Here is a 14,611-nt window from a genome sequence, read left to right as displayed (position 1 = left end):
CGAGCGACGCGCGCCACCTTAGCTCAGACGGCAGAGCGATTCACTCGTAATGAATAGGTCAAGGGTTCGATTCCCTTAGGTGGCTCCATATGGATCAGACGATCGAGGCGATCTTCGAGATCTTCTCGTGGGTCGGCATCGGCCTCGGTGCTCTCCTGCTCGGTCTCGCCCTCATCCTCTATCTCGCTGACGGGACCTGGCTGCCCGTGCGCGCCGTCATCGACGAGGTCGAGGGTGGTCGCGTGGCGCGCTGGCACGACGACGAGGTCGGGGGCGTGAACGAAGCGATCCTCACGGCGGAGCAGGATGCCGGGATCGGCGACGCCGACATGGCGGACCTGTTCTACCGGCGTGGTGTGCGGGGCCGGGTGCGGCTGACGCCGGGGTCTCCCGTGGTTCGCGGCGTGGTCCGTCTGGGCGGAGGGCTCTTCGCGCTCGGGGTCGTCGCGATGATCGCGTCACTGATCCTGCTGTTCGCGCGGGGCTGAGCCGCAGGCGGCGTCGGCGTACTCTCGGAGGATGACCAAGGCGCTGTTCATCGTCGATGTCCAAAACGATTTCACCGAGGGTGGTGCTCTCGCCGTTTCGGGCGGCGACGAGATCGCCCGGCGGATCACCGATCACCTGCGCGCCCATGCCGGTGACTACGCGGTGATCGTCGCCTCCCGCGACTGGCACGACGCCGACCACGACAACGGCGGCCACTTCCATCCGGAGCCCGACTTCGTCGAGACCTGGCCGGTGCACTGCGTCAGCGGTTCGGTCGGAGCCGAGTACGATCCCGAGCTCGACACCCGCGCCGTGACGCACCACGTGAAGAAGGGGCAGGGGATTCCCGCCTACTCGCTCTTCGAGGGCACCACCGACGACGGAGTCCGGGTGTCGGAGCTGCTCGATCGGCATGGCATCGTCGACGTCGACGTCGCGGGTCTCGCCACCGACTACTGCGTCCGCGCCTCGGCTCTGGACGCCCTCGCGCACGGTCGGCGGGTGCGGATCCTGAGTGATCTGGTCGCGGGCGTCGACGCGACCTCGAGCGCCGCGGCGCTCGTCGAGCTGCAACGCGCCGGCGCCGACGTGGCGGAGTCCGCGCCGTGAGCGGCATCCGTCCGCTCCGTGCCGCGGACCGGGACGCATGGCTTCCGCTCTGGAACGCCTACCTCGAGTTCTATCGCGAGGCGCTGTCGTCCGAGCAGACTGCGCTCACCTTCGACCGGCTGATCGACTCCGAGTCGGGCATGCGCGGCGCGATCGCCACCGATGCCGACGATCAGGCGATCGGGTTCGTCCACTGGCTGCCGCACGCCAGCACGTGGAGCCGTGCGGATGTCTGCTACCTCGAGGATCTGTTCGTCGATCCGACCGCGCGGGGCGAGGGCGTCGGGCGCGCGCTCATCAGGCACGTCGAGGAATGGGCGAGGACCGCCGGATGCGCGCACGTGTACTGGCTGACGCAGGCCGGCAACGCCGCCGCGCGCGGCCTCTACGACCGCCTCGCCGAGGACACCGGCTTCGTCCAGTACGTCCTCCGTCCCGAGGAGGCCTGACCACCCGATGGAACGCCGAAGGGCGCCGCCTGAGCGACGCCCTTCCCTGTGCGTGGGCCCCGTGGGGCTCGAACCCACGACCCGCGGATTAAAAGTCCGATGCTCTACCGACTGAGCTAGAGGCCCGCACCGTCCAGCCTACTTCGCGACGCGGGGTGCGATGCGCGTCTACCGCCCGTCGTCGACGGGGACCTCCGCCGTGACGGAGACGCTGGGCGGCGGGCCCTCGCCGCCTCCCACGGTCACCGGGGCGTCATCGCCGTCCCACACCCCGGGCTCGGGGAGTGACGCAGCCCACAGCACCGTCACGACGGCGATGAGCAGCGCGGCGATCCCCGCGATCGTCACCCAGACCAGTCGGCCGATCTGTCGGTCCCCGTGGTACTTCGCCGCGGGATTCGTGCCGGTCTGGACGGATGCGGCCGCCGGCGCCGCTGCGGCGGCCGCTGCCGCTCCCACGAGGGTGACCGGGATCTGATCGGTGACCGGACGCGCGGGAACGGGCGCGGCGTCGAGCTCGGCGACGTCGACCGGGGCGGTGGATTCGTCGATGATCGGCGCGGGCTGAGCCGCCTGGGCGTAGCCGGCCGCGACGACGGCGACCTCGAGAGCACTCGGGCGCTCCTCGGGCCGCAGAGAGGTCATCCGACGCAGCAGGCGCCGCCACCCGGCATCCAGTGTGCGAGGGATGTCGGGCGCGGCCGTCATGCGGGCGACGACCGCGCCGACGCCCTCGACGTCGCCGTAGGGCCGTACCCCCGTCAGGGCCTCGATAAGCAGGAGGCCGAAGGCGTAGATGTCGGCGGGAGGCGCCGGAGGGGCGCCGCGGGCCTGCTCCGGGGCGATGTACGCCGCGGTTCCCATGATCGGGCCCGCGACCGCCTCCTCCGCGTCGAGCAGGTGGGCGATCCCGAAGTCGGCGAGCTTGGCGCGCCAGTCGCGGCTCGGCACGGGCGAGCGCCACAGGAGGACATTCGACGGCTTGAGATCGCGGTGCACGATGCCCGCTTCGTGGGCGACGTACAGGGCCTCGGCGAGATCGGTCGCGATGCCGGCGAGGACGACGGGAGCGACCGGACCCTCGGAGATGAGGTCGCGGAGGGTGATGCCGGAGACGTACTCCATGACGAGATAGCTGATGCCCTCGTCGTCGATGTGCGCATCGAACAGGGTGACCAGGCTGTGGTGGTTCAGCGAGGCGAGGGATGTCGTCTCGGCGCGGACGCGATCGGCGGTCAGGGCGTCGTGGACCGGCCCCCGCATGATCTTGATCGCGACGGGACGGTCCAGGTAGGTGTCGTGGGCGCGGAACACCCGCGCCATCCCCCCCTCGCCGATGCGCTCGAGGAGGCGGTACCGGCGCGCGACGATGTCACCGGTGACCGGTGTCGTCGACCCGCGCAGATCCGTCATGCCATCCCTCCCCGAACCGGGACCCCCGCGGGGGAGGGGAAGCGAGGGCCCCGGTGGTCTTCAAAATCTAGAACCCGGCACGGATACCGATCGGAGGCTTGACGGCGGCCACGTGCGTATGCAACCGCGCCGCCCTGAAGTCTCGGGAAAGTGCGACGCGGCCGCCGGCTCCGTCTCGCACGGTGCCGACGGCCGCGCCGCCCCATTCACCGGCCAGGCACCGGTGAAAAGTGGATCACTGAGCCGGGGGCATCAGGACCGAGTCGATGAGGTAGACCGTGGCGTTGGCGGTCTGCACACCACCACAGATGACGTTGGCGTCGTTGACCATGAACGCGTCACCCGAGCCGGTCACCTCGACCTCGGCGCCCTGCACGGTGGCGTGGGTGCCGGCGATGTCATCCGGGGAGATCTGACCGGGGACGACGTGGTAGGTGAGGATGCTGGTAAGCGTCTCGGTGTCGGTCTGCAGCGACTCGATGACCGCGGGGTCGATGGCGGCGAACGCGTCGTCCACCGGGGCGAAGACGGTGAACTCGCCGCCGTTGAGCGTGTCGACCAGGTCGACCTCGGGGTTGAGCTGGCCGGAGACCGCGGCGGTCAGCGTGGTCAGCAGCGGGTTGTTGGAGGCCGCGGTGGCGACCGGGTCGAGCGCCATGCCCTCGACCGAGCCGGCGCCGTCCGGAACGGCCTCGGCGTAGTCGGCGCAGCCGGGGCCGACGAGCATCGCGGCCGGGTCCATCTCCATGGGCTCTTCGGTCTCCATGGGGGCGGTGGTGGGCTCCATCGGCTCCTCGGTGGTTCCGGCGGTGGTGCCGGCTCCCGAGCAGGCCGTCAGTGCGAACGTCGCCGCGACCGCGAGGGCGAAGCCCGACGAGACACGCTTCGTGGTGATGCTGGACATGACTTCCTCCTGAATGTGATCCGTGTGTGGACCGCTGTGTGTGGTGATTGCACAACCCCTGGGGAGGGGTTCCGCCGGTTGGCGTACACAGGGTCTTCGGCACCCCGGGGGGATCGGATGGGAAGTTTTTTCACGATTGCCTCACGGATGCCGTCTGAGACCCCGCGGATACCGGGCAGAACGGCGTGATGAGGCATGCTTGAACCCATGGTCATCGACGGTGTGGAAGTCCCCGAAGACGGCGCACCCGTCGATCACGTCGGAGAGCTGCTCGTGCGTGTCGCGGCGGGCGACCAGGGCGCGTTCGCGCGCGTGTACGACATGCTCTCGCCCCGGGCCTTCGGGCTCATCCTCCGCGTCCTCGTCGACCGTTCGCAGAGTGAAGAAGTGCTGCAGGAAGTCTTCCTCGAGGTGTGGCAATCCGCCGGGCGCTTCGTTCCGAACAAGGGGCAAGGGAGAACGTGGGTTCTCACGATCGCTCACCGTCGGGCGGTTGATCGCGTGCGAGCGTCGCAGGCGAGCACCGACCGGGATGTGCGCGTGGGGTTCCGCGATCTCGACGTCGCGTACGACGGGGTGGCCGAGCAGGCGCAGCTGCGCATCGAAGGCCTCCAGGTCGCCACGGCGTTGAAGACCCTCCCCGACCCGCAGCGCGAGGCCCTCACCCTTGCGTACTACGGGGGATACAGCCAAAGCGAGATCGCGGCGCTGGTGGGAGCGCCGCTGGGGACGATCAAGACCAGAATGCGCGACGGATTGACGCGCCTACGGGCGGAGATGGGGGTGACGGTGTGAACGAGCAGGAATTCTTCGAGCTCGCGGCGGGCTACGCGCTGAACGCGCTGACGCCTCGTGACCGCGCAGCGTTCGAGCACGCGCTGCAGCAGCATCCCGAGTGGGTGGAGCGGGTGGACGCCGACGTCGCGGCCGCCGCATCCCTCGCCGAGACGGTGCGTGAGGAGGTGCCGCCCCTGACGGCGCGTTCCACGCTGCTGGCGCGCATCGCCGCGACGCCGCAGTCCGCGACGGGACCCGATGCCGGCGCCTTCGGCCATCACGCCTTCGCGGAGATCGTTCCTCCGCGTCCGCCGCTTCCCGATGCGGATGCCGCGCCCGCACGTCGCGACCCGACCCCGTCGACGTCGGTCGTGCAGACCGTGTCGCGACGGAACTGGACGAAGGGACTGTTCGCGCTCGCGGCCTCCCTGGTCCTCCTCGTGACCCTGGGCTGGGGGGCGGCATCCGTCAACGAGTTCGTCAACCGCCCACCGGCGGTCGTGGCCCTCGCCGAGATCGAGTCCGCGCCGGACGCGCAGTCCATCACCGCGGAGGTGACGGGCGGCGGCATCGCGACCGCGCACTGGTCGGCATCCCTCGAGAAGGCCGTCCTGGTCTCGAGCAACCTCCCGGGCATCAGCGCCGATGAGGCGTTCGAGATGTGGGTCGTCGACGCCGACGGTGCAGTCTCCGCGGGCACATTCGCCCCCGAGGACGGGCAGACCACCGTGCTTCTGGACGCGGCGGTCGCCGAGGGTGACGTCATCGCGCTCACTGTCGAGGCGGCGGGCGGCTCGGCGACGGGTCAGCCGACGTCGGATCCGATCGTGGCAATCCCGACGGCCTGAGTCGTTCCCGCGGTCTCTCGAGGCTCCCGCGATCCGGACCGGGTTCGCGGCCGCGGAGTAGCCTTGATCCGATGACTGACGACGCGCGAGGATTCCACAAGCCCGTCCGGCGACCCGCCGAGCTCTTCGACCGCCTGTTCGCGGCTGAGGACCCCGCCGAGGTCTCCCGCGTGGCCCACTCGACGGCACGCGCGCTCGTCTCCCGCGTCCGGGAGGAGCCCGACGCGGGCGTCGTCGAGCGTCTCGTCGCCTTCACCGACCGGAACGGGATCGACGACATCGCCGAGCTCTGGTCGCGGTCCCCGGCGAAGTCGCTCCCCGGAACGCTGTGGCGCCTGTATCTGCTGCAGCTCATGGTGCACGACGACCCGCAGACGGCCGCGGTGACCTATGAGCGCGGTCGGGTCGAGCTCCGCTCGGCCGACCCGGTCGTGGCCGGGGCGCCGACTCCCGCGGGTCCCGAGGAACTGGTCGGTTTGGTCGACATGATCCTGCGCGGTGTGTTCGTCGGCGACTTCGCAGTCGCGCTGGAGCGGGCCGCGGCGTTCTGCCGCGTCCAGGCGTCGGGCGCGAGCCACCTCGCGGACGACTACGAGGGCACGGAGTCGGATCGGGCGTCGGCGTTCACGACGCGCGCGCTGCGGCTTTCCGACTATGCCGGCGATCTCACGGCTTCCGCTGCCCTCTGGCGGCGCGACGCGCTCGTCTAGGGCCGCTCGGACACAGAAGTGCCGGGCCGCAGAACGCCTCTCGGCGCGAGGCCGCTCGCAGCGGCAGAAGATGGAGCCCGGGGTTACTGCGGCCCGGCTGTTCCAGTGTAACGCCAGCCCCACCGCCCGGCATTCCCGCCGATGGTGATCGGCGTCGTACGCTCGTCGAATGGCACTGCGTCACGCCCTCGCGTTCGATCCGATCGCCGTCGACGATCCACGGTCCGATCTCGCCGGAACGATGCGGTCGTTCGATCCGAGAAGTCCCATCGTGCAGATCGGCGACCTGAGCGCGCAGCGCGGGGACGGCGTCTTCGAATCCCTGGGGATGGTCGGGCGCCACGCGCAGGAGGTGTCCGCCCACCTCGCGCGCCTCGCGCATTCGGCGGCGCTCTGCGACCTCCCGGAGCCGAATCTCGCGCAGTGGCGGGAGGCGATCTCCCGTGTCGTCGTTCACGCTCCCGAGACGGGGGAGAGCGTGCTCAAGCTCATCCTCAGCCGCGGGGTCGACGGCGCGGGTGCGCCGACCGCGTGGGTGACGCTCGCCGATGCGCCCGACAGCACAGCGGCGCGGGAACACGGCATCCGGGTGGTGACCCTCGACCGGGGATACACGGCGGATGTCCCCGAGCGGGCGCCCTGGCTGCTCCTCGGCGCCAAGACGCTGTCCTATGCGGTGAACATGGCGGCGATCCGCGAAGCGCGGCGTCGGGGTGCGGATGACGCGGTGTTCCTGTCGTCGGACGGGTACGTCCTCGAGGCCCCCACCGCGTCGGTGATCCTGCGGCGCGACGGCCGCTACCTCACCCCGGAGCCCGCGGCGGGGATCCTCCACGGCACCACCCAGCGGAGCATCTTCTCCTACCTCGGCTCCCTCGGCGTCGACACCGCGTACGCGCGGATCACCCGCGACGAGCTCCGGAGCGCTGACGCCGCGTGGGTGGTCTCGAGCATTCGACTGGCGGCGCCGATCGTTCAGATCGACGGCGAAGAGACGGCGAGGGATGCCGCGATGACGGCATCCCTCAACCGGTACCTGCTCAGCCCTCGCGACTGAGCAGGAAGCTCATCCGAAGCGGCCGGAGACGTAGTCCTCGGTTGCCTGCACGGAGGGTGTCGTGAAGATCGTCGTCGTGTCGTCGTACTCGATGAGCTTGCCGGGCTTGCCGGTGCCGGCGATGTTGAAGAACGCCGTCTTGTCGCTCACACGGGATGCCTGCTGCATGTTGTGCGTGACGATGACGACGGTGTAGTCGTTCTTCAGTTCGCCGATGAGCTCCTCGATCGCGTAGGTCGAGATCGGGTCGAGGGCCGAGCAAGGCTCGTCCATCAGGATGACCTCGGGCGACACCGCGATGGCGCGCGCGATGCACAGACGCTGCTGCTGACCGCCGGACAGACCCGAGCCGGGCTTGTCGAGGCGGTCCTTCACCTCGTTCCAGAGGTTCGCCCCCTGCAGGGACTTCTCCACGAGGGCATCGGCGTCGGACTTGGAGAGCTTCTTGTTGTTGAGCTTCACGCCCGCCAGGACGTTCTCCTTGATCGACATGGTGGGGAAGGGGTTCGGGCGCTGGAAGACCATGCCCACCTGACGGCGGACGAGCACGGGGTCGACGGAAGGACCGTACAGGTTCATGCCGTCGAGCATGACCTCTCCCTCCACGCGGGCCCCGGGAATGACCTCGTGCATGCGGTTGAGGGTCCGCAGGAAGGTGGACTTGCCGCACCCGGACGGGCCGATGAAGGCGGTGACGCTGCGCGGCTCGATGTCGAGCGTGACGCCCTCGACGGCCAGGAAGTCGCCGTAGTAGACGTTCAGGTCGTTGACTTCGATGCTCTTGGACACGTTGTTCCTCTGGATTCGGGTATTCGGGCCGCGCGGACTCAGCGGCCGAGCTTGGGGGCGAAGATGCGCGCGACGAGTCGCGCGATGAGGTTGAGCGCCATGACGATGACGATGAGCACGAGGGCGGCGCCCCAGGCCCGGTCGATGAAGGCGGAGGCGGGGATGCCCTGGTTCATGTACTGCGAGTAGGCGAAGACCGGCAGGGTCGCCATGCGGCCGTCGAAGAGGTTGTAGTTCATCGACGCGGTGATGCCGGCGGTGAGCAGCAGCGGGGCGGTCTCGCCGATGACCCGCGCGACGGCCAGCATCACGCCGGTGGTGATGCCGGCGATCGAGGTGGGGATGACGACCTTGACGATCGTGAGCCACTTGGGCACACCGAGCGCGTACGAGGCTTCGCGCAGCTCGTTGGGGACGAGGCGCAGCATCTCTTCCGTGGCCCGGACGACCACGGGGATCATCAGGACGGCCAGCGCGACCGAGCCCATGATCCCCATGCGGATGCCGGGTCCGAGGAACAGCGCGAACAGGGCGTAGGCGAACAGGCCGGCGACGATCGACGGGATGCCGGTCATGACGTCGACGAGGAACGTGATGCCGCGCGCCAGACGGTTGCCGGCGCCGTACTCCACGAGGTAGATCGCGGTGAACAGTCCGATCGGGATGGAGATGACGGCCGCGGCGAGGGTGATCAGGAGCGTCCCGACGATGGCGTGCAGAATCCCGCCGCCTTCGCCGACGACGTTGCGCATCGAGTTGGTGAAGAACTCCGCGGACAGTGCCGCAACGCCGTTGACGATGACGGTTGTGGCGACCGAGACCAGCGGCAGCATCGCGATGAGGAACGCGATGGTCACGACACCCGTCACGAGCCGGTCGATGCCCTTGCGTCGGCCTTCGACGACGGCCGACACGGTGAAAACGGTCGCGAGGTACAGCAGGGCGCTGACGACCAGCCAGCCGGGGACGTTGAAGTCCCCCGAGGCCAGCGAGACGACGAAGAAGATGAGGGCGGAGGCGCCCGCGGCAAGACCGAGGAGCGCCCACGGCGCCCAGGTGGGGAGCTTGCCGCTGGTGATGCGGCGACTGTCCTCGACCGGAGTGGAGCTCGCGGGGTTCGGCGGCGCGATGGTGGTGGCGCTCATGTCAGTTGGCTCCCGAGAACTCTTTGCGCCGGCTGATCACCCAGCGGGCGACGGCGTTGACGGCGAAGGTGACGATGAACAGGATCAGGCCGGTCGCGATCAGCACGTTGATGTTCGCGCCGTAGGCCTCGGGGAACGTGAGGGCGATGTTCGCCGGGATGGTGGAGGGATTCTCGGACGTGAAGAGCTGGAAGGTCACGACGCCGGTAGCGGAGAGCACGAGGGCGACCGCCATCGTCTCTCCGAGTGCGCGCCCGAGCCCGAGCATCGAGGCCGAGATGATGCCGCTGCGGCCGAAGGGGAAGACGGCCATGGTGATCATCTCCCAGCGCGTGGCGCCGAGGGCGAGCGCTGCCTCCTCGTGGAGCGTCGGCGTCTGCAGGAAGACCTCGCGGCAGATGGCGGTGATGATGGGGGTGACCATCACGGCGAGCACGATCGCCGCGGTGAAGATCGTGCGACCCGTCGCCGATGCGGTCCCGCCGAACAGCGGGAACCAGCCCATGTTCGTGGTGAGCCACACGTACAGGGGCTGCACGGCCGGAGCGAGGACGAGGATGCCCCAGAGGCCGAAGACGACCGAGGGGACGGCCGCGAGGAGGTCGATGATGTATCCGAGGGTCTGCGCGAGCCGGCGGGGCGCGTAGTGCGAGATGAACAGGGCGATGCCCACCGACAGGGGAACGGCCATGAGGAGCGCGAGGAACGACGCCCACACCGTGCCGAAGACGAGCGGCCAGACGTAGCCCCAGAAGTCTGTGCGAAGCAGCGAGGCCGACTCCGGTGTCGCCGTGAGGCCGGGAATCGACTGGATGATGAGGAAGATCGCGACGGCGGCGAGGGTGACGAGGATCATCGATCCCGCGGCCAGCGCGGTGCCCGAGAACCAGCGGTCACCGGGCCGCTGTTTGGCCTTGATGGCCGGGGCTGTCGTGGTCATGGCTTCCTGTTCTCGGGTGTGTGTTCGTGGGAATGGCCGGCCCGTCGCGGTGCGACGGGCCGGCCACACGGTATCAGTCGACGACGATCAGGTCGATCGCGGCGTTGACCTGCTCGCGCAGGGTGTCCGAGATGGGCGCGCTGCCGGCGGCGGCGGCGGCCTCGTCCTGGCCCTCGGGGCTGGCGACGTACTGCAGGTAGCCCTTCACCAGCGGCGCGGCGGCGGTGTCGGTGTACTCCTGGCACGCGATCATGTAGCTGATGAGGACGATCGGGTACACGCCCTCCGCGGTCGACGTGCGGTCGAGCGCGATCGCGAGGTCACCCTCGGTGCGACCCTCTTCGAACGGTGAGGCGTCCACGATGGCCGCGGCGGCCTCGGGCGAGTACTCCACGAACGCGTCGCCGACCTGGACGGCGGCGGTGGACAGGCCCTCTTCGGCGGCGCGCGAGGCGTCCGCGTAGCCGATGGTGCCGTTGCCGCCGGCGACAGCCGAGACGACACCCGAGGTGCCCTGCGCGGCCTCGCCGCTGTTGAACGGCCAGACGCCGTCGGGCTCTTCGGTCCAGACCGAGGGAGCCGCTTCGAAGAGGTAGGCGGTGAAGTTCTCGGTGGTGCCCGAGTCGTCGGCACGGTGGACGGGGGTCACGGCGAGGTCGGGGAGCTCCACGCCCTCGTTCAGTTCGGCGATGGCCGGGTCGTTCCAGTTCGTGATGGTTCCGGCGAACAGGCCCGCGATCACGTCGGCCGACAGGTTCAGCGAGTCGACGCCCTCGAGGTTGAAGATGACGGCGATCGGGGAGATGTAGGTCGGCAGCTCGACGATGCCGGAGCCCTCGACGCAGCCGTCGAAGGGGCCCTCGGCGATCTCGTCCATGGTGAACGCGCGGTCCGAGCCGGCGAACTGGAAGGCGCCCGCTTGGAACGACTCGCGGCCCGCACCGGAGCCGGCCGGGTCGTAGTTGACGGTCACGTCGGCGTTCGCGGTCTGGAAACCGGCGGTCCAGGTCTGGACGGCGACCTCCTGCGAGGAGGCGCCGCCACCCGAGAGGGTGCCGGAGAGGCTCGAGCCGGTGTCGGTGTCGGTACCGGCGTCGGTGGAGCCGCCACCCTCGTTCGCGGCGCAGCCGGCGAGGGCGAGGGAGGCGACGGCGGCGAGGGCGCCGACCTGGGCGAAGCGGGAGATCTTCACTGTGTGAATCCTTCACATGTCAGAGAAACGAAACCCGATCGGGTTTCGGGTTGAGGCCCGGTGCAGGGCACGACCTGACGGTAAGCACGGACTCTTAAGAGCGTGCGCTGTGCGGGTGAACGGAAGGTGAACGACCGGCCGCGAACCGCATTGACTCCTGGCAGCGCCCGGAATCAGACCTTGGGCGCGTGCGTCTCGATCGCGACGATGCCCGATCCGGGGTTCTGCACCGACAGGTGCACGACGGAGAACGCCCCCGGCTCCAGCGCGGACGCGCTGCCGAGGTACGACCCGCGCAGGGTCCCCGTCGCCAGCGCGAGTTCGGCGAGGATGTCGGGGAGGACCGGGCCGTGCGAGCAGAGGATCGTCGGCTTCCGTGCCCGCACGCGCGCGCCGATGACCGATCGCGCGTCGGAGCGGCCCTCCTCCCACGCGTCCTGGCTGATCAGCGGGGTGGTCTCGATCTTCTTCCCCGTCGCCGCCGCCAGGGGGACGACCGTCTTGTGACAGCGGACGGCGGGGGAGGAGATGATCTTCCGCGCGCCGAAAGCCAGGAGCGGCCCGACGATGGACTGCGACTGCTTCTTGCCTCGTGGGGCCAGCGGCCGTGCCGAGTCATCGCCTTCCCACTCCTCCCGAGAGAGCGCCTTGGCGTGGCGGAGGGCGATGATGGGGAAGGTCTGCAGGATGCCCTCGTCGACGAGGCGTGCGAAGTTCTCCAGGATCTCCACGTCGACGGGATAGCTGAGCCGGGTGCGGGCCTTCTTCAGGCTCACCCACTCCAGCGCGGCGATCTCCTTGTTCGGGACGAACGCCGACGCGCGGATCGCCGGCTCGGTGGCCTCGGCGGACCAGTAGTGGACGATCTTCGTGCGCTTGCTGGGCAGGCGATAGCGGGAGACGCCGATCGGCACCCCGAGATTCACCCGGATGCCGGTCTCCTCGTGGATCTCGCGCGCGGCGGTCTCGGCCAGCATCTCGCCGGGATCGACCTTGCCCTTGGGCAGGGTGACGTCCCGGTACTTGGTCCGGTGGATCAGCAGCACGCGGAGCTTGCCGTCCACCACCCGCCAGACCACGCCGCCGGCCGCGTAGATCGCGGTCTCCGTCATCGCACCGCCCGGGCCCGGCGGCGGCGCTGCACCGCCGACATGGAGCGGTCCTGCATGTCGACGAGGAGCTTGCCCTCGGCATCCGTGCTGTGGCGGATCCACTCGCCGTCGGCACCGAGGTGCCACGAGATGGTCTTGTCGCTCATGGCGAGGTCGAACAGCGCGGTGAGCTCCTTCACGTGCCCCGGATCGACGACGCGCACGAGGGCTTCGACGCGACGGTCGAGGTTCCGGTGCATCATGTCGGCGCTGCCGATGTAGACCTGCGGGTCGCCGTCGTTGTCGAACGCGAAGATGCGCGAGTGCTCGAGGTACCGGCCGAGGATGCTGCGGACGGTGATGTTCTCGCTCATCCCGGGCACACCGGGCTTGAGCGAGCAGATGCCGCGCACCCACACCTCGACCGTCACACCGGCCTGGCTCGCCCGGTAGAGCGCGTCGATGATCTGCTCGTCCACCATCGAGTTGACCTTGATGCGCACGCGCGCGGGCTTGCCGTCCTGCGCGTTGTGACGCTCCCTGTCGATGAGGCGCAGGAGGCCTTTCCGCAGGTGGAGGGGGGCGACGAGGAGGCGCTTGAACTTCTTCTCGATGGCGTAGCCCGAGAGCTCGTTGAACAGACGGGTGAGGTCTCGTCCGACCTGGTCGTCGACGGTGAAGAGGCCGAAGTCCTCGTAGATGCGGCTCGTCTTGGGGTTGTAGTTGCCCGTGCCGACGTGGCTGTAGCTGCGGAGCACCCCGTTCTCCTCGCGGATCACGAGCGCGAGCTTGCAGTGGGTCTTCAGGCCCACCAGGCCGTACACGACGTGCACGCCCGCCTTCTCGAGCTTCCGCGCCCAGAGGATGTTGTTCGCCTCGTCAAACCGGGCCTTGATCTCGACCAGCGCCAGCACCTGCTTGCCCGCTTCGGCGGCGTCGATGAGCGCCTGCACGATCGGGCTGTCACCCGAGGTGCGGTACAGGGTCTGCTTGATCGCGAGGACGTGCGGATCCTTCGCCGCCTGCTCGAGGAAGGCCTGGACGCTGGTCGCGAAGGACTCGTACGGATGGTGGACGAGGACGTCGCCCTTGCGGATGGAGGCGAAGATGTCGGCGCGCTCGTTGTTGTCGCCCGGCTGGAAGGCCACGGGGGTCGTCGGCAGGTGGGGCTTGTAGTGCAGGTCCGGCCGATCGATGCGCGCGAGGTCGAACAGGCCGCGCAGGTCGAGGGGGCCGGGGAGGCGGTAGACCTCCTGCGCGGTGATGTCGAGTTCCTTCAGGAGCAGGTCGAGGGTGAGCTCGTCCATGTCGTCGGTGATCTCGAGCCGGATCGGCGGGCCGAAGCGGCGGCGCAGCAGCTCCGCCTCAAGAGCCTGGATGAGATTCTCGGTCTCGTCCTCCTCGATCACGACGTCCTCGTTGCGGGTGAGGCGGAACGCGTGGTGATCGAGCACCTCCATCCCCGGGAACAGATCGTCCAGGTGGTTGGAGATGAGCTCCTCCAGCGGAAGGTAGCGGACGACGCCGTCCTGCGGCTCGAGCTCGACGAAGCGGGGGAGCATCGGCGGCACCTTGAGGCGGGCGAACTCCTGGCGACCGGTGCGGGCGTTGCGGATGCGGATGGCCAGGTTCAGCGACAGCCCGGAGATGTAGGGGAACGGGTGCGCCGGGTCGACGGCGAGCGGCATGAGGACCGGGAACACCTGGGAGTGGAAGTAGTCGTACATCCGCTCGCGGTCGTCCTCGCCGAGGGTGTCCCACGCGACGACCTGGATGCCGGCGTCCGCGAGCGCGGGCTTGACCGCCGAGGTCCACGCCTCGGCGTGCCGGAGCTGCAGGCGGTGCGCCTCGGCGGAGATGTCGGCGAGGACGTCCGCGGGGGAGCGCCCGACGTTGGTCGGGACCGCGAGGCCGGTGACGATGCGCCGCTTGAGCCCGGCGACGCGGACCATGAAGAACTCGTCCAGGTTGCTGGCGAAGATGGCCAGGAAGTTCGCCCGCTCGAGCACGGGCAGGTTCACGTCCTCGGCGAGCTCGAGCACCCGCTGATTGAACGAGAGCCAGCTCACCTCGCGGTCCAGGTAGCGATGCTCGGGGAGGAGGGCGTCGGCCTCTTCGGAGACGTCGAAGTCGTCGTCGTCCGCGTCGATTCCGGGGTCGAGAACCTCTTGTTCGATCACCCCCACATCATGTCAGGG

15 protein-coding genes and 2 tRNA genes are annotated in these 14,611 nt (G+C 69.3%); 8 read left to right on the top strand and 9 right to left on the bottom strand.

What is annotated here, in order from left to right:
• Positions 1-12: 12 nt before the first annotated feature.
• The 4 genes from ABXJ56_RS01910 to ABXJ56_RS01895 all read left to right on the top strand — a co-directional run bounded on the left by ABXJ56_RS01910 (position 13) and on the right by ABXJ56_RS01895 (position 1,547).
• Positions 13-88 (top strand) — tRNA-Thr (locus ABXJ56_RS01910).
• A 1-nt stretch (position 89) separates the two neighbouring features.
• On the top strand, positions 90-488 hold the full coding sequence (locus ABXJ56_RS01905) for a hypothetical protein (protein WP_353998052.1): 399 nt from the start codon (positions 90-92) through the stop codon (positions 486-488).
• A 31-nt stretch (positions 489-519) separates the two neighbouring features.
• Positions 520-1,098 (top strand): isochorismatase family protein, encoded by a 579-nt coding sequence (locus ABXJ56_RS01900; RefSeq protein WP_353998051.1) that lies wholly within the window; start codon positions 520-522, stop codon positions 1,096-1,098.
• Positions 1,095-1,547, top strand: coding sequence for a GNAT family N-acetyltransferase (locus ABXJ56_RS01895; protein WP_353998050.1), 453 nt, complete (start codon positions 1,095-1,097; stop codon positions 1,545-1,547). Before ABXJ56_RS01900 ends, ABXJ56_RS01895 begins: the two co-directional genes overlap by 4 nt.
• Before the next feature lie 53 nt (positions 1,548-1,600).
• On the opposite strand, the gene ABXJ56_RS01890 is transcribed toward ABXJ56_RS01895, so the two are convergent.
• From ABXJ56_RS01890 to ABXJ56_RS01880, 3 genes are all read right to left on the bottom strand, one after another.
• A tRNA-Lys gene (locus ABXJ56_RS01890) sits at positions 1,601-1,673 on the bottom strand.
• A gap of 42 nt (positions 1,674-1,715) precedes the next feature.
• Positions 1,716-2,960: a serine/threonine-protein kinase gene (locus ABXJ56_RS01885; RefSeq protein WP_353998049.1), complete on the bottom strand. Its 1,245-nt coding sequence runs from the start codon at positions 2,958-2,960 to the stop codon at positions 1,716-1,718.
• Positions 2,961-3,195: 235 nt separating this feature from the next.
• Positions 3,196-3,864 carry a fasciclin domain-containing protein gene (locus ABXJ56_RS01880; protein WP_353998048.1) on the bottom strand — a complete coding sequence of 223 codons (669 nt, stop codon included), beginning with the start codon at positions 3,862-3,864 and terminating at the stop codon, positions 3,196-3,198.
• Positions 3,865-4,059: 195 nt separating this feature from the next.
• Between ABXJ56_RS01880 and sigK the strand changes: the two genes are divergently transcribed.
• From sigK to ABXJ56_RS01860, 4 genes are all read left to right on the top strand, one after another.
• Positions 4,060-4,659, top strand: coding sequence for an ECF RNA polymerase sigma factor SigK (gene sigK, locus ABXJ56_RS01875; RefSeq protein ID WP_353998047.1), 600 nt, complete (start codon positions 4,060-4,062; stop codon positions 4,657-4,659).
• A complete protein-coding gene (locus ABXJ56_RS01870) occupies positions 4,656-5,489 on the top strand; it encodes an anti-sigma factor (RefSeq protein WP_353998046.1) in 834 nt (277 codons plus the stop codon). The genes sigK and ABXJ56_RS01870 overlap by 4 nt, the downstream gene beginning before the upstream one ends.
• 71 nt (positions 5,490-5,560) lie before the next feature.
• Positions 5,561-6,199 carry a DNA-directed RNA polymerase subunit beta gene (locus ABXJ56_RS01865; protein ID WP_353998045.1) on the top strand — a complete coding sequence of 213 codons (639 nt, stop codon included), beginning with the start codon at positions 5,561-5,563 and terminating at the stop codon, positions 6,197-6,199.
• Positions 6,200-6,368: 169 nt separating this feature from the next.
• A complete protein-coding gene (locus ABXJ56_RS01860; RefSeq protein WP_353998044.1) occupies positions 6,369-7,256 on the top strand; it encodes an aminodeoxychorismate lyase in 888 nt (295 codons plus the stop codon).
• Positions 7,257-7,265: 9 nt separating this feature from the next.
• Here the strand turns inward: ABXJ56_RS01860 and pstB are convergent, their stop codons facing one another.
• The 6 genes from pstB to ABXJ56_RS01830 all read right to left on the bottom strand — a co-directional run bounded on the left by pstB (position 7,266) and on the right by ABXJ56_RS01830 (position 14,593).
• Positions 7,266-8,045, bottom strand: coding sequence for a phosphate ABC transporter ATP-binding protein PstB (gene pstB, locus ABXJ56_RS01855; RefSeq protein WP_353998043.1), 780 nt, complete (start codon positions 8,043-8,045; stop codon positions 7,266-7,268).
• Between the two features lie 38 nt (positions 8,046-8,083).
• A complete protein-coding gene (pstA, locus tag ABXJ56_RS01850) occupies positions 8,084-9,190 on the bottom strand; it encodes a phosphate ABC transporter permease PstA (protein WP_353998042.1) in 1,107 nt (368 codons plus the stop codon).
• A gap of 1 nt (position 9,191) precedes the next feature.
• Entirely contained in the window at positions 9,192-10,130 is a 939-nt protein-coding gene (gene pstC, locus ABXJ56_RS01845) for a phosphate ABC transporter permease subunit PstC (protein ID WP_353998041.1), read from the bottom strand.
• A 73-nt stretch (positions 10,131-10,203) separates the two neighbouring features.
• On the bottom strand, positions 10,204-11,322 hold the full coding sequence (pstS, locus tag ABXJ56_RS01840) for a phosphate ABC transporter substrate-binding protein PstS (RefSeq protein WP_353998040.1): 1,119 nt from the start codon (positions 11,320-11,322) through the stop codon (positions 10,204-10,206).
• Positions 11,323-11,495: 173 nt separating this feature from the next.
• Positions 11,496-12,434: an NUDIX hydrolase gene (locus ABXJ56_RS01835; protein WP_353998039.1), complete on the bottom strand. Its 939-nt coding sequence runs from the start codon at positions 12,432-12,434 to the stop codon at positions 11,496-11,498.
• Positions 12,431-14,593 (bottom strand): RNA degradosome polyphosphate kinase, encoded by a 2,163-nt coding sequence (locus ABXJ56_RS01830; RefSeq protein ID WP_353998038.1) that lies wholly within the window; start codon positions 14,591-14,593, stop codon positions 12,431-12,433. Before ABXJ56_RS01830 ends, ABXJ56_RS01835 begins: the two co-directional genes overlap by 4 nt.
• Positions 14,594-14,611: the final 18 nt, after the last annotated feature.

Origin of the sequence: Microbacterium aurantiacum (assembly GCF_040532595.1) — a bacterium.
GTDB classification, from domain to species: Bacteria; Actinomycetota; Actinomycetes; order Actinomycetales; family Microbacteriaceae; genus Microbacterium; species Microbacterium chocolatum_B.
Note: the sequence above shows the minus strand (reverse complement) of the source record. Positions and strands in the feature narration are given on the sequence as shown.